We start from the raw sequence: 23612 nt of genomic DNA, 5'->3' as shown, positions 1-23612 counted from the left end.
TCATCCCGGGGCACCTGTGCATCCGTCAGAACCTGTAGTTCACCGTCAGCCGCACGTTGCGCGGCTCACCCCAGGTATAGGTGCTGTACCAGTTGAAGATGGTGTAGTAGTGCTTGTCCAGCAGGTTGTTGACGTTGAGCGTGGCCGACAGCCTGTCGTTGAACTCATAGCGCGCCATCGCATCCAGCAGCCAGTACGGATCGGTGCGATGCACCAGGCTGCCGCCGTCCAACGGGTTGGTGATGGTGCCGAAGGTGCTGCCCTGCCAACGCGCGCCGCCACCGATGCTCACCCCACGCAGCGCGCCGTCCTGCACGCGGTAGGTGGTGTGCAGGCTGAACTGGTCTTCCGGCTCCAGCGTTGAAACCTTTGTGGACTGCTGCCGCGCGATCTTGTGTGCGTAGCCACCCTGCACCTGCCAGCCCGGTGCAACCTGGCCGGACACATCGAACTCGTAGCCCTTGGTACGCACGCCCATCAGCCCGCGGTAGGCGATGCCACCGCTCGGGGTCAGCCCGCCACTGGGCTCGGCTTGGTTGTCCTGCTCCAGCTGGAACACTGCCGCGCTCGCGTTGAGGCGTCCTTCGAGGAACTCGGCCTTGACGCCAGCTTCGTAGCTGCGGCCTTCCAGCGGATCCAGCACCCTGCCCTGCTCGTCCTGGCTGCTCTGCGGCTTGAAGATGGAACTGTAGCTGGCGAACACCGAGTAGTTCTGGTTGAGGTCGTATACCAGCCCGGCGTACGGCACGATCACGCCGGTCTCGTCGATATCCATGGCCTTGTAGTTGGCCACGCGGCTGCCCAGGATCAGCTTCAGCGGATCGGCCAGGTCGAAGCGGCCCACCACGTAGGCACCGCTTTCGCGGGTCACTTCATGGTTGCCGTAGCCCCACTGCCAGTCCGGTTCGGGCACATCGCCGGTCCAGCCGCGATAATCGGCCACGCTGGTGACATAGCCTTCCTGCGGCGAGTAGCCATCGTTGATCCAGCGCTTGCGCGACACGCTGCCGCCGACCACCAGTTCATGCTGGCGACCGAACCATTCGAACTTCCCGCTGACATACAGATCAGCGGCGTTGCTGGTGGTTTCGCCCACGTACTTGCCAACCCACATGCTCACGCCTTCGCCGGTGACCGGGTCCGGGTTGCCGCCGGCCGCCGCGCCCAATGGGGCGTCATAACCGTTGATCTGGTGATTGAGCTGCAGCTTGGCCACCCAGTCATTGCCGAAGGTGTGTTCCAGCGTGGCGAACGCGGTGCGGCTGTACTGCGCCCAGCTGCTCCAACGCGCACCGTTGTTGAACGAACGCGGCATCCTGTTGAAGTTGCCGGTGCTGTCCAGCAACGGAATGCCGCCCCAGCTGGAACCCTGCGGATCGCTGTCCTGGTAGTCGGCGCCGAAGGTCAGCAGCGTGCTGTCGTCGATGTCTGCTTCGAGAATGCCGTAGAACACCTTGTTGGTGCGCTGGTAATGGTCGACGTTGGAGTGCTTGTCCTGCTGCGCCGCCACCGCGCGCCCACGCACGCGACCACTTCCGGTCAGCGGCCCGCTGACATCCACTTCGGCGCGGTAGCTGTCCCACGAGCCGACGCCCAAGCCCATGCTACCGGCGAATTCGTGCGTCGGCTTCTTGCGGATCAGGTTGATCGTGGCACCGGGATCACCCATGCCGGTCAGCAGGCCGGTGGCGCCCTTGAGCACTTCCACGCGATCATAGATGGCCATGTCGCTGAGCGTATTGCCGGCCGAATAAGCCGAATCGCGCGCCATCGGAATGCCGTCGTACTGGAAGTTCTGTACGGCGAAACCACGTGCGTAGTACTCGGTGCGCTCGCTGTCGTAGGTGACGATGCTGATCCCCGGAGTGACCTTCATGACATCGTCGATGCCGTTGAGGCCGAAGTCGTTCATCTCCTGCCGGGTGATCACGCTGATCGACTGCGGGGTCTGACGCGGGCTCAGCACCAGCCGGGTGGCGGTGGCGATGGTACCCGGCGTGTAGGAGCCGCTGTTCTCGGTCACGGTGCCCAGCTGGTTGGCGGTCACCTGCACGGTCTGCAGGGTCCGTGCAGCCTCGTCGTCGGTCTGTGCGGCGGCGCTCTGCTGCGCCTGCGCGCTGGCGGTGAGCAGGCCCACGGTGAGCACCGCAGATACCGCCTGGGTCAGCGGCGAACGGGCAAGGGTGCGATGCAGACGAGCGCTGCGGGTCGGGGCAACAGGGGACGGAACGACGGACACGGCAGTGCCTCCAGGCAGGAAGTGATCCTCTGGCGGCGGCTTGAGGTAACAGAATGGGCGGCATGATGACGCAAATGTGACGACGGGGAAAGCCTGCGCCTGCCCCGCCGCCTGCGCGGCGATGCGGCCCCACGCCGCACCGCCATGCTCCAGTGAACCGCACTGCCTCAGTTCACCTGCACCTGTCCCAGCGGCAGTCGACGCTGCGCATCCTGCCCATCGTTCTGCGGGGCGATGTTGCGGCGGCCCGGGGTGTCATCGGCCAGCGCAAGACGCAGCGCATAGCTGCCCGGCGCCAGGCTGCTGGGCACGGTGAAGGTGGTGCTGCGGCTCTGCACCGTGCCGGGCATGATCTCGCTCAGGGTCACCGCGGGTATCGAGGTACGCGCCTTGGTGCTGCCATCAGCCGCCACCCAGTGCAGTTCCACGTGGTAGGCGTTGTACAGCGGGGCCGAGCCGTGGTTCTTGATACCCAGCTGCAGCGCCGCCTGCTGGCCACGCACCTGCGTGTTGGGCCAGGTCACCGTGCTGATGCCCAGCCGGTAGCCCAGATCGCTCTTCAGCGTCTTCAACTTGGCCGCATTGCCACTGGTTTCGTGCGCCCCGGCCGGGCCGAGGAAGCTGAAGTGGTAATCGCGCAGCAGCTTGCGCACATCGGCGGTGCGGTTGGTCCAGGTACTCTTCTGGTTGCTGTTCGGGCTCTCGCCGCTGACCGGGTTGACCATCCAGTTCTGCCGCGCCGCCGGTACCTCGTTGGCCAGCCCGTATTCGAGGTTCCACCAGCCATCGTCGCTGCAGCTGGGCATCTGCGGGTTGAACGCATTGCACTTGCCGGTGAACGAGGGGAAGTAATCCTCGTGGAAGCCAAACAGCGCCGATCCCACGTCTGATGCCCGCGCATAGCGGGTCTGCAGCGGCGTCTTCAGGAAGGCAGCGGTGTAGGCATCGCGGATCAGCGAACGGGTCTGCGCGTTGGGCTGCAGGTCTTCGCAGCCACTGGTATGCCACTCTCCCCAGAAGCCAAGCAGGCCCACCTGGATGGCGGTGATGCGCGGATCGCCATCGAAGCGCGCGGCCAGCGCCTGCACGAACTGCTGCATCTGCTGGCGCGCCGCCGTGTTGTTGTAATCCAGGCTGCGGATCGGACCGTCCGAATCGCACTTGGCGCGCACCGCATACGGAATGTTGAGTGGCGCCTGTTCGAGGAACTTCGGATAGTCGCGTTCGTTCTCGCCGCCGGTGTAATGCGCGTCGATCTGGCTGGCGGCACTTTCCGGATAATCAGCGACGGGGCGCAGCACGAAGGTCGCCAGCGGATCGTCATTGAGGATCGGCTGCAGGTACAGCGTCTCCACCGCATTCCAGTCGAATACCTGGTCGGCGGTTTCAATGATCCGCCATGGAAGGTACACGTGATAGATGTGCGCCCCGTGGAAATTATCCACCCCGCCATCCACTGCATAGGAACTGCCCCACAGCATGAAACCGCGATGCGGATTGTCGAACTCCTGGGTGGATACCGCCGGGGTCAGGGTGCCGGCGTGGGCACAGGCGGTGGACAGGGCGCTGGCGAGGACTGCGACAGCCAGCATTCCGGAAAACGGACGTGACGACGACATGGACGTACCTCTTCGGTTGCACGGGGAAGACGGCGACAGGAGGCGTTGGACCAGCCCCAGGGTGTCGCCGACGACCTTATGGCATGTTTCGTTATGTATCAATATCGAAACATAGCGAAATTTATCGATTGGATCACAGTTTCGATCTGTGCAGCGACGTCAGGTAGCTCCGAGCCATGCTCGGCGGCTTTCCGTTCGGACTCGTCGCTGCCTGAAACATGCCGCGCTCCTCGCTCGCCGAGCGTGGCTCGGCACTGTCTACTACGATTTGCAGGCCTTTCCATGGTGAATACGTCTTGATCTCGCTATCATGTAAACGATTACATGGAGCTTTGATCGACAATGGAAACACCGAATACCGTCACGCACAGTCCGAAATGGCAGTTCCGCTTTGACTTCTTCGCCCAGCATGGTGCGCCGAAGACCAAGGAGTACCGACAGGCTCTGAAAGCCCTGCCCTTCGCCGGAAAATTCAAGGTGAACATCAACCTGTTCGCCCTGTTCTTCAGCTGGATCTACCTTTTCATCCTGGGCATGTGGCGCAAGGGTCTGGTTGTATTCGGCCTGTACGTGGCACTGGTCACCGTCTCCTTCTTCGTACCGGACCTGCTGGTACGTGCACTCGGAGCGGCGCTCGGCCTCTCGGTGGCCATGAGCACCAACTACAGCTATTACGCCGAACGCGTGAAGGGCAGGGTCAGCTGGAACCCGTTCGAAGGCCTCTTCTAAGCAGGAAAACGGTAGCGCCGAGCCGTGCTCGGCGGCTTTCCGGGCGGACCGCCCTTGGCTGACTGGCGGCTATCTGCCGATGGCTGATATCGCGCCGCATGCATTGCGACACCTGCACGCCAGCTCCATTTCGGGGATGCGCCCGCGGTTGGGCGCTCTCAGGAGAAATGCATGCCGCACCACGAAAAGGTCGCCCTCACCGGCGTCATCCAACACGTCTTTGCCCACCGTTTCACCTTCATCGCCGACGATGCCGCCTACCTGGCCGATCTCGGCCCGAAGGGCGCCGAAGTCTTTCCGCTCGCCCAAGGCCTGGCCATCCGCCTGGAAGGCGAACAACGGCCTTCGGAGATCAAGGTCAGCCGCATCGCCAGGAAGGGCGGAAGGTTTGTCGAGGTGGAACACAAGAAGCCGCACCACAGCCCCAAGCACCACCATCCGGACGTTCCCGCCGATCCACGCGCAGCGCTGGCTGCGGTGAAGAAAGCCGGCTGGACGGTTCACGGGGCGCCAGAGCGCAAGCCCAAGCACTTCGAAGTGCTGGCCCATCGCTATGGCGGAGACTGGACAGAACTGCACGTCGATTTCGCCGGTGCCATCTATAAAGAAAAGCAGGCCGACGCAGCCAAGTGGGACCTGCAGGACTGATACAGAAAAACGCCAGGCCGCATTGATGCGGCCTGGCGTTTTTACTTACCGGTGCGATGCTTAGAAGAAGATCGCGTACAGGATGAGGATCGGAATCGGAACGCCCAGGAACCAGAGCAGCAGGGTTTTCATGTCGGTTCTCCTTGGTGGATACGAAAGTTACAGGTCGCGGCGGCGGCCGCCCCAGGTGGCACTCAGGCTGGCGAAGAACGCGCCGATGAGCAGCGTGATGAACAGCCACAGCGCGGCATGGGCCGTGGCCTTGCGGGCGTCATCCGCAGCCGTCTTGGCGGTGTTCTTGGCATCTTCCAGCGCGGCGCGCATGCGGGTCTGCACGTCGGTCACGCGCGCTTCTGCCTCGGCTTGGGTCATGCCGGTTTCGCGGGCGATCAGCTGCGCGAGGTACTGCTTGTCGGCCGGATCCAGACCTTCGCTCTGCAGGCTGGAGACCACGATACGGTTGACCTCGGCCCGCACCTCACGGCGATCGCCACCGCGCTCGTTGCCGGGCATCGGACGCGGCGGCGGCATCGCGGCGTCACGCGGGCCGGCAGCCGGATCCATCGGTGCGCCCATCGGCGGAGCCGGCGGTGCCGGCGGCGGGTTGGTGGAGGCGTTACGGAACAGGGAATCGACCCAATACTCCATGTCGCCTTCCTTCGGGCCCATCCCGGCCGCCCCAGCGCCTGCACCTGCCGCAGCAGCGGTGGTCGCAGCGGCGCCGGCGGTGGCACCGGCTACTTTCGCGCCTGCACCCAGTACGCCGCCGATGGCGGAGGTGAGCAGGCCAGCGGTCAGCAGCGTGGCAACCGCCCACGACACGAAACCGTGCGCGGTATCGCGGAAGTAGGTCTCGTCACCGTGCAGGTTGGTCCACTTGGTACGCAGACGGCCGGCAAGGTAGCCCCCCAGGCCGGAAGCCGCCAGCGCGGTGAAGGTCAGCCAGGCGATGCTGCTCCAGCCGAAGGTTTCCTTGGATACGCCGTCGAACGACCACGGCGACACCGAAGACAGGCCCAGGCCGACGCCCAGGATCAGCAACACCAGCGACAGCGCAGCGGCAGCCACGGCGCCGGCGATGATCGCGCCCCAGGACACCGCGCTTTCCGGCGTGGGAGTGATCACGGGTGTGGAAGTGACCACGGTATCGAACTCGGTGCCGAGCGGCCGGCGGTCCGGGAATCCACTGGGTGTACTCATTGGTGATGCTCCATCTGAATGGCTGCGGGCGCAGCAAGCGTCGTGAGGCTGCGCGCTTTGCTGTGAACACGGGGAAACGGGGAAATCACGCGCATTTGATCCGCATCACCGCCGTGCGTGCAGCCGTCATCCCCGCCAGAAGCGAGGCAGGAAGATGATGAGCACCGTGAAGAGTTCGAGTCTGCCCAGGAGCATCGCAAACGACAGCACCCATTTGGCCGCGCTTGGCAGTGAGGTGAACGTGCCCGCTGGGCCGATTGTTTCGCCCAGTCCCGGACCCACATTCGACAGCGCCGTGGCCGCTCCGCTTGCGCTGGTCAAGAAGTCCAGGCCAAGCCCCAGCAGCACAACCGTCAAAACGGCATAGCAGACCAGAAACACCGTCAGGAATGCGACCACCGACCCGATCACCTCATCGGAGAGAGGTTTGCCGTCGTAAGACCTTGGAAACACCCCGTTGGGATAAAGCAGGCGCAGGAAATGAACACGAAGCATCACCGCCATGACCTCAAAGCGGAATATCTTGATGCCACCGCTGGTCGAGCCCGTACACCCGCCCACGAAGGTGAGCAGAAAGAACACTCCCACGATCGCCGCACCCCACTGGCCATAATCGGTCACCGCGTAGCCCGTCGTGGTGACCACGGAAACCACACTGAACGCGGCGTAGCGGAAGGCCTGTTCGACGCCGTACTGCCCCGAGATCACCAACCACGTGCCGATGCCGCCTATCGAAACAGCGAGCAGCCCCAACAGTGACGTGACCTGGCGATCAACGAAGGCGCTTCGGTCACCCGCCAGGAAGCGTACGTACAGAACAAAGGGCAGCGTGCCCGACAGCATGAAGAACATCGCAAGCCACTGGATTCCGTTGTCCTGCCAGCGTCCGAACGACTGATCCGACGTTGAATAGCCGCCCGTGGCAATCGACGTAAGCGCATGGACAATGGCGTCAAATGGATCCATCCCTGCCAGCCAGTAAGCCACTGCGGCGACGACCGTCAAACCAATGTAGGCGTAGCCGATCGTAGAGGCGATCTGCCGCACGCGAGGCATCGCCTTCTGCGAGCGATCTGACGACTCGGTTCGAAACAGCTGCATCCCGCCGACACCCAACGCCGGCAGGATGGCAATGGCGGTGGCAATGATGCCGATACCGCCCATCCATTGAAGAAGCCCGCGCCACAGCAGTAGACCAGGCGGGGCTGCATCGAGCCCTGTCATGACCGTGGCGCCGGTGGTTGTAATGCCCGAAACCGCCTCAAAAAAAGCGTTGGCGAAGTGGCCGCGTAGTTGCGGGTGTTCCGAGAACAGGAAGGGCAACGCGCTGACCGCCGAAACCGCTGCCCAGCTCAGCGGTGTCAGGGCGAAAGCCTGCCTCAAGGTCAGTCCTGACTTTCCCCACTTGCCCCCTGATCGCCAATAGCCCCACGCCAGGGCGCTACCGCACATCGCAGAAACCCCCGATGCCATGCCGAACGCCAGCCAGTCCCGGTTGTCGTAGTAAAGGTCAGCGAACATCGGCAGCAGCATGAACGCAGCCGTTGCCAGCAGCACCTGCCCCACGATCGCTCCCACCAGGCGAAAGCTGTTGCTCGATGCCGAAACCCCGCCAGGAGCCCACCTCATACCGTGACCGTTGTGCTTCAAAGCGAGCGTCCGCCAGCGCCACCCAGAAGCTGCTCAGCCGCATCTATCTCACTGTAGGCAACCACCAGTACCACCCGGTCGCCCGGAACAATCCGTGTCTCGGCGCTCAGGTCCAGCGGGCGATCATCGCGGATGACGGCCCCGACCTTGATTCCCTCCGGAAGCGCGAGCGCGCCAAGCGGCTGTGTCAACAGCGCAGAGCGCCCGGCGCTGATGGTGGCCTCGATCACCTCACCGAAGTCCTCGCGCAAGGTCTGCAATCCGACGATCTTGCCGCGGCGAACGTGGCGCAGCACTGTCGACACCGTCACCGCACTTGGACTCACCACGGCGTTGATGCCCATTCCAGGCAGAAGGCTGGCGTAGGTGCTCTTGTTGACCAGTGTCACCGCTTGGCGACAGCCGAGCTTGCGGGCCAGGAGCGAGCAGAAAATATTCGACTCGTCATCGTTGGTTACCGCCACCATCGATTCCTTTCGATCTACCTGGGCTTCTTCGAGCACTCCACGATCCAATGCATCGCCATGCAGCACGACGACATCGCTGCCGAGCGCCTCGGCTGCATGGCGAGCCCTGTCACGATCGCGTTCGATGAGCGTGATGCGCGTCTTCGGCAGCAGGGCACGGATGTTGCGCACAAGATGCATGCCTACATTGCCAGCCCCGGCGATCACCAGCGCGGCGATGGGGCGCTCGCGGTGCCCGAACAGCGCCATCGTGGCCTTGCGCCGCTCAGAACGAGCCAGCAGATAAAGCTCGTCGCCCAGCTCTACCCGATCCAGTGGCGTGGGAATGAAGGTGATTCCCTTACGGGTGACGGCAAGGAGCGTTATGTGCTCGAACCTTCCATTGGACTCAAGATCGCAGATCCGCTCACCCATGGCGGGGCAATCCGGATCCGCCACGCCAACGCCGATCACCTCCAACTGTCCACGAGCCAATGGCAGAATCGTGAATGCGCCAGGCGTTCGAAGACGTCGCGTGATGCCCTCGGCAACCTCGGCTTCGGGGGAAATGATGACATCGATCGGCAGATGTTCGGCAGCAAACAAGCCGTTGGTATCGCGTGCGGTGTAGCCGACATGCCGCAGCCTGGCAATCCGGCGCTTTACGTTGAACAGGGAATACGCCACCTGGCAGGCAACCATGTTGACCTCATCCGAACGGGTGACGGCGATCAGCATGTCAGCGTCCAACGCGCCGGCCTCGCGCAAGGTATCGGGGTACGATGCATGCCCTACCACGCCGCGGATGTCGTGGCTTTCGTCGGCCCGCCGGATCAACTCGGCATCGGTGTCTATGATGGTGATCGCCACGCCTTCCGACGCCAGCTGCCGCGCGATGGTCATGCCCACCTGCCCAGCGCCACACACGATGATTTTCATGGATTGGGGGGAGACAGGACGTGCGTCGATGTCAAGAACCCAAGCTCCGAACAGGCCCAAGAAGCATGATCTTAAAGTTCTCGAGCAGGGAGTTCCAGCAGCCTCCGCTGCAACCTGAGGCCTGATCATCGGATGTTGACGCGTCCGAACTGCCGAACAGGGATACTCCCCTGCACCAACGTCCGAGCAACTGTCCCATGATGAGCAAGTGGAAGCTGTCCCTGTTCAGGATCAGTAGGAGGATGTGGTTCCGGTCCACGCTGTATGGCGTGCTGGGCGTTGCCACCGCGCTGGCGGGCGCTGCCGCCCGGTTCGTATTGCCGCAGGGCCTCGCCACCCAGATCGGCGCCGACTCGGTTGGCAACATCCTCGGCATCCTGGCCGCGTCCATGCTGACGGTGACCACCTTCGCCCTGTCCACGATGGTCGCCGCATACGGATCAGCGGCCACCAACGCCACACCGCGTGCCTCCCGGTTGCTGATAGAAGATACGCGTGCCCAAGGCACGCTGGCGACGTTCGTTGGCGCGTTCCTGTTTTCCATCGTCGGGCTGATCGCACTCAGCACCGGCATCTACGGCGACAGCGGAAGGCTGGTGCTGTTTGGAGCGACCATCGCGGTCATCATCGTCATAACCGTAACGCTCCTTCGCGCAATCGAGCAGTTTTCCCGCTTTGGACGGCTCGGCGAAACGGTTGACCTGGTCGAAAAGGCCACCTTGAAGTCAATGGAACTGCGGGCAGAGGAGCCGTTCCTCGGCGCGATGCCCTATACCGGCAGCGTACCGGACACCTCCATCGCCGTCTTCGCAGCAGCGGTCGGTCATGTCGAGCACATCGACATTCAACGCCTCGACGCCCTTGCAGAAGCGCATCGACTGACCGTCTACGTCGTCTGCCAGCCGGGCACATTTGCAACGCCAAACCGCGCACTTCTCCACGTCATGGGCACCCTCCATGATGACCAGCGGGCGCAACTGATCGAAGCAGTCACCATCGGCGGTTCCCGCAGGATAGAGAATGATCCGCGCTACGGGCTGGTCGTCCTTGCTGAAATCGGTGTGCGATCGATGTCCCCCGCAATCAACGATCCCGGTACATGCATCAGCGTCATCGGCACCTGTGTACGGCTCCTGCTGAGATGGGATGCGCTGGCGTGCGCGCAACGGGACGAGAAAGTACAGCACCGCCACGTCTATATGGCGCAGCTGGATGCGGACGACCTGTTCGAGGATGTCTTCGCCCCACTGTCCACTGACGCAGCAGGGTCGCTGGAGGTCAACATCCGGCTGCAGAAGGCATTGGCTGCCCTTTGCGCCGGCTGCTCGGCGAGCACCCGTGAAGCGGCGCGACACCATGCGGATTCTTCATTGGAGCGCGCCCTGCGAACACTCAGCTTTGCCCAGGATCGCCAGAAGCTGCGCGCGATTCATGCGTTGGAGCAGCAGCGCGCGCAGGACGCCGCCAGCCGTCGCACGTTTGGGTCTCCTGCGCCAACGCGTTAGACTTGGACGCTTTCGTTCGCAAAATGGAGGCCACGGACACTATCGTGAAAGTATTTCCCCTCGTTTTTCTGTGTGCGGCGGCAACGGCCACGCATGCAGTACACGCTCAGGAAGCGCGCGGCGGACAGGTCGATCCGTTTGTCGACATCGGCGGTGCGGTGCGCTTCAACTACGGCTGGCTCGACTACGGGCCCACCAGCCGGCTGCAGCTGGAGCTGCTCCGCGCAGATATCGAAGCCGGTGCCGGCCCGCTCTTCTTCTCTGCCCAATATCGCTGGTATGACGGGTTCGATGCCGTCCATCACGCCTACGCGGGCTGGAATTTCAGCGAGACCACGCAACTCAAGGCAGGTATCCAACAGGTTCCCTTTGGCCTGCTACCCACCGTTTCGCAGAGCTTCTGGTTTGGCTCGGGCTATTACCTCGGGATCGAGGACGACTACGATCCGGGCGTCACATTCAGCCATGAACAGGGCGACCACCACTGGACGGCGGGCTGGTTCTCAGGCGATGAGTACGGAAGCGGATCGCGCTATGACCGCTACTCGTTCGATGTGGCGCAGACACCCGAGCTGCCCTACCGCGAGCGCGGCCGCGTCCACGTCCGGTACGAACATACTGGCGTGTTGAACGAGGGCGAACTGCTGCTCGGCGCATCGGCATTCAGCGGTCGCATCCAGGACACCGCCACCGGCCGCCACCACGGGCACCACGGCGCGGCATTGCACGCCCAGTGGAAACTGGAGGGTTGGACCACCCAGCTCCAGTGGGCCCGCTACCGTTACAGCGTCCCGGGCGACCGGATTGCGATGTCAGCCTTCCTCGCCCCCTTCGAGATCGCCTCCGAAGCCGACGTGCCCAGTGCCAACGTTGCCTATTCCTTCGGCGCCCGGCGCTGGCTCGATGACATCACCTGCTACAACAACCTGAGCATGACGCGGCCGGTCGGTCGCCGCGCGGGCGTCAGGGAGTCCTGGCAGAACGTCACCGGATGCAGCCTGCAGAAGGGAATCATGCTGACCTACGTGGATTGGATCGCCGGCAAGAACATGTGGTTCGCAGGCGGCGACGGCATCGGCATCGACGACGGCGGACCCTCCCGCTGGCACAGCCGGCTGAACCTCAACATCGGGTTCTATTTCTAAGAGCACTCCGCTCTCCTGCTCCATCGCATCAACCGGAGGATTCCATGCAGAGCCCAGCTCCGCCATCCACTCCTGTCCGCCAGCGCATCCTGCCGCAGGTGTTCATCCCTACCGCGGCCATCGTCCTGCTCCTCGTGGCGCTGTCCATTTTCGTCCCGGAACAGGCCACCACCTGGTTCACCGCGGCCAAGAACTGGACCGCCAACGACGCAGGCTGGTTCACGATCCTGTCCGTCGCCGGCTTCCTTGTCTTCGTCGTAGGCGTGGCCATCAGCGGTTATGGGCGCATCAAGCTGGGCCCCGATCACAGCCGCCCCGACTACAGCTACGCGTCGTGGTTCGCCATGCTTTTCGCCGCAGGCATGGGCATCGGCCTGATGTTCTTCGGCGTGGCCGAGCCGATCATGCATTACGCCACCCCGCCGACGGGCACGGCCGAGTCTGCCGAGGCAGCCCGCCAGGCCATGCGCATCACCTTCTTCCACTGGGGGGTGCACGCCTGGGCCATCTACGCGGTCGTTGCGTTGGCGCTCGCCTACTTCGCGTATCGGCACAATCTCCCGCTGCGGGTGCGCTCGGCACTCTATCCACTGATCGGTGACCGTATCCATGGTCCCATCGGCCACGCAGTGGACACCTTTGCAGCCCTTGGCACCATCTTCGGCCTTGCCACCTCGCTCGGCCTCGGGGTCATGCAGATCAATTCGGGTCTGAATTATCTTTTCGGCCTGGAAATCAGCACCCTGGTGCAGGTGTCGCTGATCGGCGTGATCATCCTGGTGGCGACCGGATCGGTGGTTGCAGGCCTGGACAGCGGCGTGCGCCGCCTGTCCGAGATCAACATGATCATGGCCGTGGCACTACTGGCGTTCGTGCTGGTCTGCGGCCCCACGGTGCATCTGATGCAGGCATTCGTCCAGAACACGGGCATGTATGCATCCCAGCTCTTCTCCATGACGTTCAACCTGTACGCGTATGAGCCGAGTGGCTGGCTGGGCGGCTGGACGCTGTTCTACTGGGGCTGGTGGATCGCCTGGTCGCCGTTCGTCGGCATGTTCATCGCGCGCATTTCCCGCGGCCGGACGGTGCGCGAATTCGTCGTCGGCGTGTTGCTGGTGCCGCTTGGTTTCACGTTCCTGTGGATGACCATCTACGGAAACTCGGCCTTGTTCATGGTCCGGTCCGATGGGGTCCAAGCGCTCGTCTCAGCCGTATCCAACGACAGCTCGATGGCGCTGTTCGAGTTCCTGCGCCACCTGCCGTTGACGATGATCACCTCCTCGCTTGCCGTGGTGCTGGTGGCGCTGTTCTTCGTCACCTCGGCCGACTCCGGCGCGCTGGTGATCGACATGCTGACATCCAAGGGTGAAGAAGAATCTCCGGTCTGGCAGCGGATTTTCTGGGCACTGCTGGTCGGCGCCATCGCGGTTGCCCTGTTGATCGCCGGCGGTCTCGAATCACTCCAGGCCGCCACCATCGCCAGCGCCCTTCCCTTCACCGTGGTCATGATTCTGATGTGCTGGGGCCTGCTCAAGGCCATGCACCTGGACGCGACCAAGCGCTCGATCCTGCGTGAGGCGCGCATGCTGCCGGGCACCAGTGGCGATTGGCGGGCCAGGCTGAAGCTGCTTGCGCACAACCCCGTCAAGATCGAGGTGGTCGGGTTCATCAGGGACCATGTGCTGCCCGCGCTGCAGGAGGTCGCCGTGGAGCTGCGCAAGCAGGATCTGCCGGTCGAGGTGACCGCAGGCGACGATGGCCGGGCATGGCTGCGCGTAGGCCATGGTGAGGAAATGGACTTCTTCTATTCCGTGCGCCCCCAGCCTTACGAAGCGCCTACGTTTGCCCTGCAGGATCCCCGCCGTCCCGCCAGTGAGGGCACCCGCCACTACCGGGCGGAGGTGTACCTGCGCGAAGGCGGCCAGGACTACGACGTCATGGGATGGCCCAAAGTCCAGGTGATCCACGACGTGCTGGACCAGTACGAGCGTCACCGCCAGTTCCTGGATCACGTCCGCTGATGGCAATGCCGGCCAGCCTGCCCGGGCTGGCCGGCCTCTTTGACCGCCGCACCTGCTCTACGGCACGATCATCCATCCGCGCCACATGCTAATCTTTCTCATTCTCACCCGCATTTCGGCCCGCGATGACCTGCCCGACGCCTTCTCTCTCCCTCCTGGGCCTGACCCTCGCCTGTGCCTCGGCCCACGCAGCGCCGCCCTCCTCCGTTGATATGCAACAGCTGGATGCCGTGCAGGTGCATGGCCGGGCGCAGACCCTGTACCGGGTGGACGATGCGACGGTGGGCACGCGCACCGATACCCCGCTGGCGCTGGTGCCGCAGTCCATCCAGGTGGTGCCGCGCGAGCTGATTGAAGACCAGGCTGCGCGCCAGATCACCGATCTCTACCGCAGCATCAGCGGCATCAGTTTCTTCAGCTACGCCGGCGTCACCCTGCGCGGCTTCCGCCAGGAAAACGTGCTGTACGACGGCATGCGCGGCGACCCCTATGCCGGGTTTTCGGTACCGCAACTGTTCAACATCGACCGCGTGGAAGTGCTGAAGGGCCCGGCCGGCGCGCTGTATGGCGGCGGCGACGCCGGCGGTGTCATCAACTACGTAACGCGCAAGCCCAAAGCCACGGCCGAGCGCCGCATCGAATTGCAGGCCGGCAACAACGATTTCAGGGCCGCATCGTTCGAGGCCACCGGGCCCGTGAACGCCGCGGGCAGCGTGCGCTACCGCGCCGGGCTGTATGGCGACACCGAACAGGGCGTGCGCTGGAACGCGGACAGCGAGAGCGTGATCGGCGACGCGTCGCTGGCCTTCGACGTGGGCGACACCGGCGAGTTGACCCTGCAGTTCACCGACATCACCCAGAACCTGGGCGGCAACCGCCTGCGCGGCGTGCCGGTGGACGACAACGGCAGTTTCCTGACCGACCGGCGATGGAACCATAACGAAGCCAGCGACTTCCTGGATATGCGTGCCAAGGTGGCGCTGGCGCAGTACCGCTTCTCGCCCGGCAGCAACCTGGACGTCGACTTTGGCGCACGCTGGTTCGAGAACAACGAGCATCAGATCTACCACGAGCCGATGGGCCTGATCGACCGCAACCGCGACGGCGTGCCCGAATGGATGACCCGCCAGCTGCGCAACCAGATCCGCGATAACGACGCGTTTACCGCCAACGGCAACGCGGTGTGGCGCTTCAATACCGGCAGCATCGGGCACAAGCTGCTGTTCGGCGCTGATGTCTACCAGCAGGATGCCGACTTCACCGCACAGACGGCCAACAGCGCCGACCTGGCGCGGGGTGCCGGCCCGGTGCCCGGCATCGACCTGTTCAACCCGGTGTATGGCGCCAGCTCGTGGCGCGACTACAACCTGGCCGCCCTGCCCTGGCGCAGCACCAGCACGCGCAGCAAGCGCTATGGCGGCTACCTGCAGGACGAACTGGCGCTGACCCCGCGCTGGCACGTGCTGGCCGGGCTGCGCTGGGACGGTTTCAAGGACAACGACCGCATCGCCGGCACTACCGTGGATGGCAACGACATCAGCTGGCGGCTGGGCAGTACCTACACCGTGCGCGAAGGCATCAATGTCTACGCCAACATCGCCAGCGGGTTCATGCCCCAAAACGTCGCCAACCAGAGCGCCGAAGCGGGCGGCCCGTTCGACGCCGAGCGCAGCAGGCAGTGGGAAGTAGGCCTGAAATCCCTGCTGGCCGAGCGCGTGACCTTGAACCTGGCCGCTTATCGGATCGACCGCAGCAATATCGTGCAGGCCACCGGCGAGATCGTCGATGGCGTGAACCAGCTGGCTGCCTTGGGCCTGGTGCGCAGCACCGGCATGGAGCTGGACCTGCTGGCGGATGTGACCGAACGCTGGGTGCTCAACCTGACCTACGCCTACAACGATGCCCGGGTGAAGGATGCCGGCAGCGACGGCATCACCAATGCCTCCGGCGACCGCTTCGCCAATGCCCCGCAGAACAAACTCGGCCTGTGGACCCGCTACGAGCTGCCGGCGATCAACTCCGCCATCGGCTTCGGCGCCGATTATGTGGATGAGCGCGTCAGCCTGGATGGCCAACGGGTAAAGCCGTACACCGTGTTCGACATGAGCTGGAAGACGCAGTGGCAGCAGTGGCAGTTCCAGGCCAACGTCAAGAACCTGTTCGACAAGGTCTACGCTGCCAGTGGTTTCACCGCACGCACCGGCCACTTCCCGGGTGAGCCGCGCCGGGTGTACGTGCAAGCCGCTTACGCGTTCTGAGCCCGCCCATGCGCCAGCCTTCGCCAGCGCCCCCCACCCGCCCGGCACGCGCCGGCAGTGGCCGGCGGCTGTGGTTCGACCTGCACAGTTGGCTGGGCCTGAAGCTCTGCCTGTTCATGGGCTTTGTCTGCCTCACCGGCACGCTGGCGGTGTTCTCCCAGGAGATCGACTGGTTGCTGCACGCCCCCATGCGCGTGGCCGACGGGGGTGAGCAGGCCAGCTGGGGCGCGGTCATCCATGCCGCGCAGGCGGCACATCCGGACTGGGAGCTGGAAGGCATCACCGCCGGCCACACCCGTCTGTTCGCCGCACGTGCGCAGATGCGGCTGCCTGACGGAAAGCGCCGCTTCGTCTGGGTCAACCCGTATACCGCGCGGGTGACCGGCGACACCGGCTGGTTCAATACGCAACGGCTGCTGCGCAACACCCACCGCCACCTGATGCTGCCGGTGGCCTGGGGCGTGCCGCTGGTGGCGGCGTTGTCCATTCCCCTGCTGCTCTCGCTGCTCAGCAGTCTCTACATCTACAAGAAGTGGTGGCGCGGATTCCTGAAATGGCCCAACGCGTCGCGACCGCGCCGCCTGTGGGGCGATGTGCATCGCCTGGCCGGTGTGTGGTCGCTCTGGTTCCTGCTGCTGATCGGCTTGACCGGGGCGTGGTATCTGGTGGAATCGCTCGGCGGCGATGCACCGGCCGCGCCCACCCTGCAACTGGCCGAGGGCGGCGACCGGGTTGCCCCCGTAGACCCGGCTGCCGTCGACACGGCAGTGCAGAGCGTCCGCCAGCAATGGCCCGCCCTGGATATCCTCGCGGCCATCCCCGCACGCGATGGCGGCAGCATCCTCTTCATGGGCGAAGCCGACGCGTGGCTGGTACGCGAGCGGGCCAACAACATCGCCGTCGACCTGCGTAGCGGGCAAGTGATGGGCCGGCATGACGGCCGTGCGCTGAGCGTCCATCAGCGCATCGCCGAAATGGCCGACCCCCTGCACTTCGGCAACTTCGGTGGGTGGCCCATCCGGCTGCTCTGGTTGCTGGCCGGCACCCTGCTGACCGGATTGTGCTTTACCGGCGTGTATCTGTATGGACTGCGCACCGTGGATTCGCTGCGATCGGCGGCAAAGAGGAGGCCAGCGTGAGTCACGAAAATCTGCCCGGGCCTTGGCGCGCGGCATGGCACGGAATGGGCCGTTGGCGCTGGCTGTGGCTGGTGCTGCTGCTGGTATGGGCGTCGCTGGTGCCATTGGAAGCCATGAAATAGCAGCGACGCAGGCGCTGCCCGCGCTTCCACGCCATGGGTGCGCAGGCCGGTGAAACGGCCTAGCGTGCCGGTGCCGGGAAACCATGCCGCCTGGCCGCCCACACCACCCCGAGCGCAAGCGCCAGAAGTGCGATCAAGGCGGGGGCGAAAGCACCTGCACCCAAGCGTTCAAGCAGCACGCCCCCGACGATGGCTCCCCCGGCAATCGCCAGGTTCCAGGCCGTGACCAACATCGACTGCGCGACATCGGCGGCACTGCCTGCCACGTTGGCCAGCGCGGTCTGGAACAGCGTCGCCGAACCCCCGAACGCCACGCCCCACGCGGCCACGGCCACATACACCACGCCGGGTACATCACGAGCCACACCGAGTGCCAAGGCGGCCATCGCGAACACTGCGATGCTGCCCAGTGTCATTGCGCGCAGGCGACGATCAATCAGTACGCCGACAATCCAGATGCCCAACAACGATGCAACGCCGAACACCAGCAGCACCGCGTCGGTGCGCTGCGCCATGCCAGCCGCTGACAGGAACGGCGCGATATAGGTGTAGAGCACGTTGTGGGCCAACACGAAGGCGAGCACCGCGACCAGCACCGGGCGCACGCCGGGCAAGGTGAATACCTGCCGCAGCGACAGCGCCCTGCCCGCGGCCTGCCCCGCGAAATCCGGCAGCTTGATGCGCGCCCACAGCATCAGTACCAACGCCAGTCCGCTCATGATGCCAAAGCACACCCGCCAACCCACCAGGTTGCCAAAGAACGTGCCGGCAGGCACCCCCAGCGACAGCGCCAGCGGTGTGCCAACCATCGCGACGGCAATGGCACGGCCCTTCTGGTGTTCGGGCACCATGCGCGCCGCATAGCCGGCCAGCAGCGCCCACAACACGCCAGCCGACACCCCCGCCAGGAAGCGCGCCGTCATGGTCAGGACGTAACTGGTGGAGAGTGTGGTCACCGTGTTGGCCAGCACGAAGCCCGCAAGAGCCGCCAACAGCAGCGGGCGGCGACGCAGGCCCTGCGTGGCGGCGGTCAACGGGATTGCCGCCATCAGTGACCCGATGGCATAGATCGTGACGGTCTGCCCAACCCATGCCTCGGACACTGCCAGGCTCTGCGCCATCTGCGGCAGCAGACCGGCCGGCAGCGCCTCGGTCAGGATGGTGATGAAAGCCGCCATTGCCAGCGCAAGCAGCGACGCCAGCGGCAGCCGACGCTCCGCGGCGGCCGCCATCCTTGCCGTGGGCGCACTCATCGGTGAACCCCGCCGATGTGCGGGAAAACTGGGAGACGCGTCATGCTGTTCAACTCGCTGTGATGGGCAGGCCACAACGATAGGAACCCGACGATTAAAGAAAAAGTGGGCTACAGTTCCTCGATGCGCGGAACATCCTGTCCGCAATGAGGGGACTGGATCATGGACAGCCTGGGTGGCTTCGTCGTGTTCGTGCAGGTAGCCGAAACCCGGAGTTTCGTCGCCGCCGGGCGGCTGCTCGGCGTATCGGCCTCCGCCGTCGGCAAGAGCGTGGCGCGGCTGGAAGAAAAGCTGGGCGTGCGCTTGTTCCACCGCAGCACGCGCAGCGTCACGTTGACGTCCGAGGGCGCCCTGTTCCTGGAGCGCAGCCGGCGCATCCTGGCAGAAATCGAAGCCGCTGAAATGGAACTATCGCAGGCGACCGCCGCACCGCGGGGACGCCTGCGGGTCAGCCTGCCGCTGGTCAGTTCACTGGTGCTGCCGGTGCTCGGCGAGTTCATGCAGGCGTATCCGGAGATCGAACTGGACCTGGATTTCACCGACCGCATGGTGGATGTGATCGAAGAAGGTTTCGACGCCGTGGTCCGCACGGGCGAACCTGCCGATTCACGGCTGTCCGCCCGTCGCTTGGGCGCCTTCCAGATGCGACTGGTCGCCTCGCCTGCGTATCTGGCGCGACGCGGGACGCCCGCGCTGCCGGTCGACCTGCAGCAACACGCCTGCCTGCACTTCCGCTTTCCGAACAGCGGCAAGCTGGAGGCCTGGGCGCTGCGCCAGAAGCCCGGCGAACCCGAGCTGCAACTGCCAACCTCGATGATCTGCAACAACATCGAGACACGCGTCTGTTTTGCGCTCCAGGGCCTGGGAATCGCCTACCTTCCCGACTTCGCCATCCGCGAGCCGCTGGATGATGGCCGGCTGCTGCCGGTCCTCGCCGACTACGTGCAGCGCAGCGGGGTTTTCCACGTGCTGTGGCCAGCAAGCAAGCATCCCTCGCCCAAGATCCGGGCGCTGGTCGATTTCCTGTCCGCGCGGGTGTTTCCCACAACGGAGGGGAAGGCGCCCGGATCCGAACGGCGGCGACGGCGATAAGGTCGGTCATGGCCCCGGGACGCGGGCGGACTCAGAACAAAGTGGCCTGCGCGGGCGGATAAATCAGGTCCTGCCCCATCGCCTGCGCCATCGGATTCAGCGGATGCGGCTCCGGTTCCGCACCGGACACGATGTGTAGCACCTGATTACCGCGGTGCGTCAGCAGGTCGGAGATCAGGCGCCGATGGCAACGCCACCAGGGCGCCTCCGCGCACATCAGCGCCGTCCGGTGCGTACCCGCCAGTGCGAGGACTTTCTCCAGCCCGCTGGCAAATTCGGCAGACGTCATATGGTCGGCATAGCCCTGAAAGGCCGCGTTATCCCACGCGCCGTTGGGCGATTCCGGCTGCACCCTGCGACGCCCGCCCAGTTCGGGAATCCACTGATAGGTCACGCCGAGGTTTGGCAGCGTGTCTGCCATCTGCTCCGAAGCAAACCAAGGGTGGCGACGCGAACCCGGGAAGCGGCGCACGTCCGCGATGGCCGATATTCCGTGCGCGGTCAGCAGCTGCAGGAACGTGTCCCAAGGCCGGGTGGAGTGGCCGATGGTCCACAGCGTCAGCGGGTGCGGGGCAGGCAGATTGGACGGCATGGAACCATTAGACAGGGGTGCGCATAAAAGGCGCGTGGTCAGGGCATGGGGCTGCTGCGCGAACCTGGAACGATGCGATTACGAGGACACCCAGTGCGGCGGCGGTAGGTAGATTGGGTTTCGTCATTCCAGGTCCTCCAGCTCGACCACGGCAGGCGTCGCTTGTCTGGCCTCGCCAATGGCCATGACGATAATCGGCAAGTCCAGTTCTGCTTCGGCCTCAGCGGCCCGATCCTGATAGGCCTTCATGGTCGAAGGCGCGTTCACGAGAACAACCACACGGCCATAGGTTGTGTCGGTGTAAATCCCTCTGGCGTCAGGGAACCATTTGGCCATGAACTCTCCATCCGCCAACTTCTGCATATCGCGAACGGAATAACGGTATCCAGCGTCATAGGTGACTTCGGCAGGACCTCGCGCTGTCTGGATCACTCGGCCCTGAAGGGGCGCGTCCCCCTTCAACAGCACCACTACCTTCAACGGTTCGCAGACAATCCGCCTGCCTGCATATCGTTCTTGGGCCGCGAGGCGAAGTGGAATCACAGCGGTCACAAGGTCCCGCTCGATAGAGGACCCTGCGCATGCAGGATCATCGTGCAGCCGTCCATCCGCCCGGTCTCCAGCGGCCCCAGGATATGGCCGATCCTGCGAACAGCCCACTGACAGTGCGGTGCAGAAAATCAGCAGAAGGCGCGCCGAGCAGCATGCTTGCATGGGTTGAATGCTCCTGGATAGTCCGGATTGACCATTCTGATGATTAGCTTAACTGCTAGCCTACCTGCTTCATGGCGTTGAAGATGCCCCCAGGTCACCTACAGGGATGCGGGCACCTATATGGAATGGAAGATTCTCGCGGCAGGCGGAGGAGCTACAGGCTGCAGTCGAAAGGCTCGAGCGCGAGCTGGGCCTTTCGATATCCCTGCGGCCAAACATGGCCAGATCCCGGATCAGCTCATAGACGTCGCTCGCGTCCACAACCCCAAGAAGATCCCAGCGTTGACCACCATCGATATTCCGCTGACGGCCTGCCTCCGCTCACCCGTGACCACGAAGCATGAAGCGCGTAAGCCAGCTTTAACCCCGTCTCAGTTAGCCCTTGACGCCTGACCGGCCGCGAACCATTCGACCGCTCTACTCATTACATTCATTACGCAAACACGCTTCCAACCACTCAGCAGCTGCACCGATTGATGCTTCAGGACCTATGCCCTGAACGACCTGATCCGGGGCAAGTTTGCCGCCATAGCGATTGCCGTTCCGATCCTCAAATACAGCCGTGGTGAGATAGAGTCTGGATCCATCTGCAAGCTTGTATGTTGTGTTGGACGTAGAGTAGCCAGACGTGGCACCGCCGAAAGTGCGTGTAAGAGGCCGGCCACGGAAAGCCACCGCAACGGCTTCCCCGGAGCTGGCAGTTCGCCCAGAAGTCACCACCGCGACCGGCACATTTCCCAGGTCTCGCACCTCGACAATCCCTTCGTGGCTTTTGAGAGTCCAAGGGCTGGAAGAGCCATCTCTATAGCGGAAGCTACCCACCCCCTCCGTACCCAGCAGGGGCGATAGGCCGTACAGCATCGGCCACATGTTTCCGCCCCTGTTCCCACTGAGGTCAACAATCCACGCCCTGGCCCCCGCCTCCAGTCCTTTCGCGAGAGCTTCCCGGATGCTGTTCGCAAAGACGCGTTCAAGCTCATCGTCCGTTCCGCGGAACATCGGCACGTGGATAACCGCGATCCCTGGACGAAACATGCGCCAGGTTGCGTGCTCCACTTCCGCTTTGGATATCCTCTCCGCCTCCTGCAGGCCACCTGGCGAGATCAGGAAACTATGGCCGTCCCCCAAATCCCGCAGAAGGGTTTTGATGGCCGAGCGCGCTTGCCAAAGCGTGGCATCGGGGGCTGGCCGACCCGCCTCGATGCGCTCTGGGCCAAGCGCCTCGTAAGCCAGAGCATGGGTCTTGATGAGGCCTGCCGCCTCGGCATATATCGCCTGAGCCTGCGCTTGCCCAGCGCTCTTGGATTCAGCCGATTCCACCGTCAGCCCCTTCACCTCGAGTCGGGCTTCATTCTCGGCGACAAAGGAAACCACGACTAGATCATAAGACCTCGGCAGCTCTATCTGGATCAGTGCTTCAGAGCTGGGTGCCCCGCCCTCGAATCGTCGCGTTGCACGCCCGACCGTTTTCTTTCCGTCGAAAGCGCGCAATTGAACCGAGGAGGCTCCCTCTGCGGTCAGATGCCGCGCCGACAGCTTGAGTGTCTTGGAGCCGTAGTCTTGACTCTTCAGCACGTATATCACTCGGCACGTTGAACCGCGCTTGGCCTCGATGAGAACCGAGGCGTTCTGTCCAACCAAAGGGTCACCCTGATGGTCGAAGCGACAGTCCTGCGTTCCTTCCTCTCTGGTGCTCCAACCCAAAGGCGGAAGCCCGGCAAGATTGCAGCCTGCAACAATGCAGCAAATCAAAAATACCAGCGCCGTGGACACATGCCTCATGAAGACCTCCGCTCACTCGTGACCACGCGAAACACGAAGCGGCGTCAGCCAGCGCTTCTCTGCAGAAACACGCTTCACGTCGGCCATGTACAACAACTGGTCCAGCGCATCCTCCTCCACCTCCTGGTCGTGGAATGCCTTGAACCACGCCGCTACCGATTCGGCGGGTCGGCGCATCCATACCTGCTTGTCGCCTGCACGGAACAGGAGCGTCCTGCAACCGGGGCCGACTTCCACGCCATCCAGGTCGCGCCACATGATGCGGACCTCGCCGAACGGCGAGCGCCGGGTCAGCGAATCGCCGGTGACGAGGATCGTTGCGCCCAGGGAGCGGAGCGCGGCAAGCGCGGAGCCCACCGCGATCGCAGCGCCAAACCAGAGCATGAAGCCCTTGGCGATGGTGATGACCAGAATAGTCGCCACGAGGGCGGCGCCGAGGCCGACGATGACGTGCGGGGTTTCGGTGAAGGTGTAGACGGATCTGCGCATGTGCATCCTGCTCATGGGGTGATGTAGATC

The 23612-nt window shown here is 63.9% G+C and carries 19 protein-coding genes; 9 read left to right on the top strand and 10 right to left on the bottom strand.

Going from position 1 to position 23612, the window contains the following annotated elements; genetic code table 11:
• Positions 1-25: 25 nt before the first annotated feature.
• Both H9654_RS00935 and H9654_RS00930 read right to left on the bottom strand, forming a co-directional pair.
• The gene (locus tag H9654_RS00935; RefSeq protein WP_225211819.1) at positions 26-2131 is read right to left on the bottom strand and encodes a TonB-dependent siderophore receptor; all 2106 of its coding nucleotides are present in this window, start codon (positions 2129-2131) and stop codon (positions 26-28) included.
• 275 nt (positions 2132-2406) lie between these two features.
• A complete protein-coding gene (locus tag H9654_RS00930; protein WP_101099151.1) occupies positions 2407-3858 on the bottom strand; it encodes a DUF4832 domain-containing protein in 1452 nt (483 codons plus the stop codon).
• A 342-nt stretch (positions 3859-4200) separates the two neighbouring features.
• Here H9654_RS00930 and H9654_RS00925 point away from each other — a divergent pair, with 342 nt between their 5' ends.
• A complete protein-coding gene (locus H9654_RS00925; protein WP_191768295.1) occupies positions 4201-4587 on the top strand; it encodes a DUF2628 domain-containing protein in 387 nt (128 codons plus the stop codon).
• 171 nt (positions 4588-4758) lie between these two features.
• Positions 4759-5235, top strand: a complete 477-nt coding sequence (locus H9654_RS00920) for a hypothetical protein (protein ID WP_191768294.1) — start codon at positions 4759-4761, stop codon at positions 5233-5235.
• Positions 5236-5394: 159 nt separating this feature from the next.
• Here H9654_RS00920 and H9654_RS00915 read toward each other — a convergent pair whose 3' ends face one another.
• The 3 genes from H9654_RS00915 to trkA form a co-directional block, all read right to left on the bottom strand.
• Positions 5395-6435, bottom strand: coding sequence for a hypothetical protein (locus H9654_RS00915; protein WP_191768292.1), 1041 nt, complete (start codon positions 6433-6435; stop codon positions 5395-5397).
• 126 nt (positions 6436-6561) lie between these two features.
• The gene (locus H9654_RS00910; protein ID WP_318241098.1) at positions 6562-8001 is read right to left on the bottom strand and encodes a TrkH family potassium uptake protein; all 1440 of its coding nucleotides are present in this window, start codon (positions 7999-8001) and stop codon (positions 6562-6564) included.
• Between the two features lie 80 nt (positions 8002-8081).
• Positions 8082-9470 (bottom strand): Trk system potassium transporter TrkA, encoded by a 1389-nt coding sequence (trkA, locus tag H9654_RS00905; protein ID WP_191768290.1) that lies wholly within the window; start codon positions 9468-9470, stop codon positions 8082-8084.
• A gap of 200 nt (positions 9471-9670) precedes the next feature.
• On the opposite strand from trkA, the gene H9654_RS00900 reads away from it, so the two are divergent.
• The 6 genes from H9654_RS00900 to H9654_RS17850 all read left to right on the top strand — a co-directional run bounded on the left by H9654_RS00900 (position 9671) and on the right by H9654_RS17850 (position 17660).
• On the top strand, positions 9671-10975 hold the full coding sequence (locus H9654_RS00900; RefSeq protein WP_225211780.1) for a DUF2254 domain-containing protein: 1305 nt from the start codon (positions 9671-9673) through the stop codon (positions 10973-10975).
• Between the two features lie 44 nt (positions 10976-11019).
• Positions 11020-12120 (top strand): hypothetical protein, encoded by a 1101-nt coding sequence (locus H9654_RS00895; protein ID WP_318241097.1) that lies wholly within the window; start codon positions 11020-11022, stop codon positions 12118-12120.
• Complete coding sequence (locus H9654_RS00890; RefSeq protein ID WP_225211779.1) at positions 12006-14141, top strand: BCCT family transporter; 2136 nt, start codon at positions 12006-12008, stop codon at positions 14139-14141. Before H9654_RS00895 ends, H9654_RS00890 begins: the two co-directional genes overlap by 115 nt.
• Positions 14142-14266: 125 nt before the next feature.
• Positions 14267-16399 (top strand): TonB-dependent receptor, encoded by a 2133-nt coding sequence (locus H9654_RS00885; protein WP_191768287.1) that lies wholly within the window; start codon positions 14267-14269, stop codon positions 16397-16399.
• Between the two features lie 8 nt (positions 16400-16407).
• Positions 16408-17538 (top strand): PepSY-associated TM helix domain-containing protein, encoded by a 1131-nt coding sequence (locus H9654_RS00880; RefSeq protein ID WP_191768285.1) that lies wholly within the window; start codon positions 16408-16410, stop codon positions 17536-17538.
• Positions 17535-17660 (top strand): hypothetical protein, encoded by a 126-nt coding sequence (locus H9654_RS17850; RefSeq protein WP_263614943.1) that lies wholly within the window; start codon positions 17535-17537, stop codon positions 17658-17660. The genes H9654_RS00880 and H9654_RS17850 overlap by 4 nt, the downstream gene beginning before the upstream one ends.
• A gap of 59 nt (positions 17661-17719) precedes the next feature.
• Here the strand turns inward: H9654_RS17850 and H9654_RS00875 are convergent, their stop codons facing one another.
• Positions 17720-18913, bottom strand: coding sequence for an MFS transporter (locus H9654_RS00875; RefSeq protein ID WP_225211777.1), 1194 nt, complete (start codon positions 18911-18913; stop codon positions 17720-17722).
• Positions 18914-19075: 162 nt separating this feature from the next.
• On the opposite strand from H9654_RS00875, the gene H9654_RS00870 reads away from it, so the two are divergent.
• On the top strand, positions 19076-20005 hold the full coding sequence (locus tag H9654_RS00870; RefSeq protein WP_191768283.1) for a LysR family transcriptional regulator: 930 nt from the start codon (positions 19076-19078) through the stop codon (positions 20003-20005).
• 31 nt (positions 20006-20036) lie between these two features.
• Here H9654_RS00870 and H9654_RS00865 read toward each other — a convergent pair whose 3' ends face one another.
• The 4 genes from H9654_RS00865 to H9654_RS00850 all read right to left on the bottom strand — a co-directional run bounded on the left by H9654_RS00865 (position 20037) and on the right by H9654_RS00850 (position 23582).
• Positions 20037-20597: a DUF488 domain-containing protein gene (locus tag H9654_RS00865; protein ID WP_191768281.1), complete on the bottom strand. Its 561-nt coding sequence runs from the start codon at positions 20595-20597 to the stop codon at positions 20037-20039.
• A gap of 123 nt (positions 20598-20720) precedes the next feature.
• Positions 20721-21149, bottom strand: coding sequence for a hypothetical protein (locus H9654_RS00860; RefSeq protein ID WP_191768279.1), 429 nt, complete (start codon positions 21147-21149; stop codon positions 20721-20723).
• Positions 21150-21728: 579 nt separating this feature from the next.
• Positions 21729-23093, bottom strand: a complete 1365-nt coding sequence (locus H9654_RS00855) for a S41 family peptidase (RefSeq protein WP_191768278.1) — start codon at positions 23091-23093, stop codon at positions 21729-21731.
• 12 nt (positions 23094-23105) lie between these two features.
• Positions 23106-23582 (bottom strand): hypothetical protein, encoded by a 477-nt coding sequence (locus H9654_RS00850; RefSeq protein ID WP_191768276.1) that lies wholly within the window; start codon positions 23580-23582, stop codon positions 23106-23108.
• Between the last annotated feature and the right edge of the window lie 30 nt (positions 23583-23612).

This window comes from Stenotrophomonas lacuserhaii (genome assembly GCF_014836545.1).
Classification (GTDB): domain Bacteria; phylum Pseudomonadota; class Gammaproteobacteria; order Xanthomonadales; family Xanthomonadaceae; genus Stenotrophomonas; species Stenotrophomonas lacuserhaii.
Note: the sequence above shows the minus strand (reverse complement) of the source record. Positions and strands in the feature narration are given on the sequence as shown.

Coding starts and splice junctions, on each gene's coding strand:
- H9654_RS00875 (WP_225211777.1), bottom strand. CDS start 18,913: ATGAGTGCGCCCACGGCAAGGATGGCGGCCGCCGCGGAGCGTCGGCTG.
- H9654_RS00885 (WP_191768287.1), top strand. CDS start 14,267: ATGACCTGCCCGACGCCTTCTCTCTCCCTCCTGGGCCTGACCCTCGCC.
- H9654_RS00880 (WP_191768285.1), top strand. CDS start 16,408: ATGCGCCAGCCTTCGCCAGCGCCCCCCACCCGCCCGGCACGCGCCGGC.
- H9654_RS00850 (WP_191768276.1), bottom strand. CDS start 23,582: ATGCGCAGATCCGTCTACACCTTCACCGAAACCCCGCACGTCATCGTC.
- trkA (WP_191768290.1), bottom strand. CDS start 9,470: ATGAAAATCATCGTGTGTGGCGCTGGGCAGGTGGGCATGACCATCGCG.
- H9654_RS00915 (WP_191768292.1), bottom strand. CDS start 6,435: ATGAGTACACCCAGTGGATTCCCGGACCGCCGGCCGCTCGGCACCGAG.
- H9654_RS00900 (WP_225211780.1), top strand. CDS start 9,671: ATGAGCAAGTGGAAGCTGTCCCTGTTCAGGATCAGTAGGAGGATGTGG.
- H9654_RS00930 (WP_101099151.1), bottom strand. CDS start 3,858: ATGTCGTCGTCACGTCCGTTTTCCGGAATGCTGGCTGTCGCAGTCCTC.
- H9654_RS00855 (WP_191768278.1), bottom strand. CDS start 23,093: ATGAGGCATGTGTCCACGGCGCTGGTATTTTTGATTTGCTGCATTGTT.
- H9654_RS00870 (WP_191768283.1), top strand. CDS start 19,076: ATGGACAGCCTGGGTGGCTTCGTCGTGTTCGTGCAGGTAGCCGAAACC.
- H9654_RS00920 (WP_191768294.1), top strand. CDS start 4,759: ATGCCGCACCACGAAAAGGTCGCCCTCACCGGCGTCATCCAACACGTC.
- H9654_RS00925 (WP_191768295.1), top strand. CDS start 4,201: ATGGAAACACCGAATACCGTCACGCACAGTCCGAAATGGCAGTTCCGC.
- H9654_RS00865 (WP_191768281.1), bottom strand. CDS start 20,597: ATGCCGTCCAATCTGCCTGCCCCGCACCCGCTGACGCTGTGGACCATC.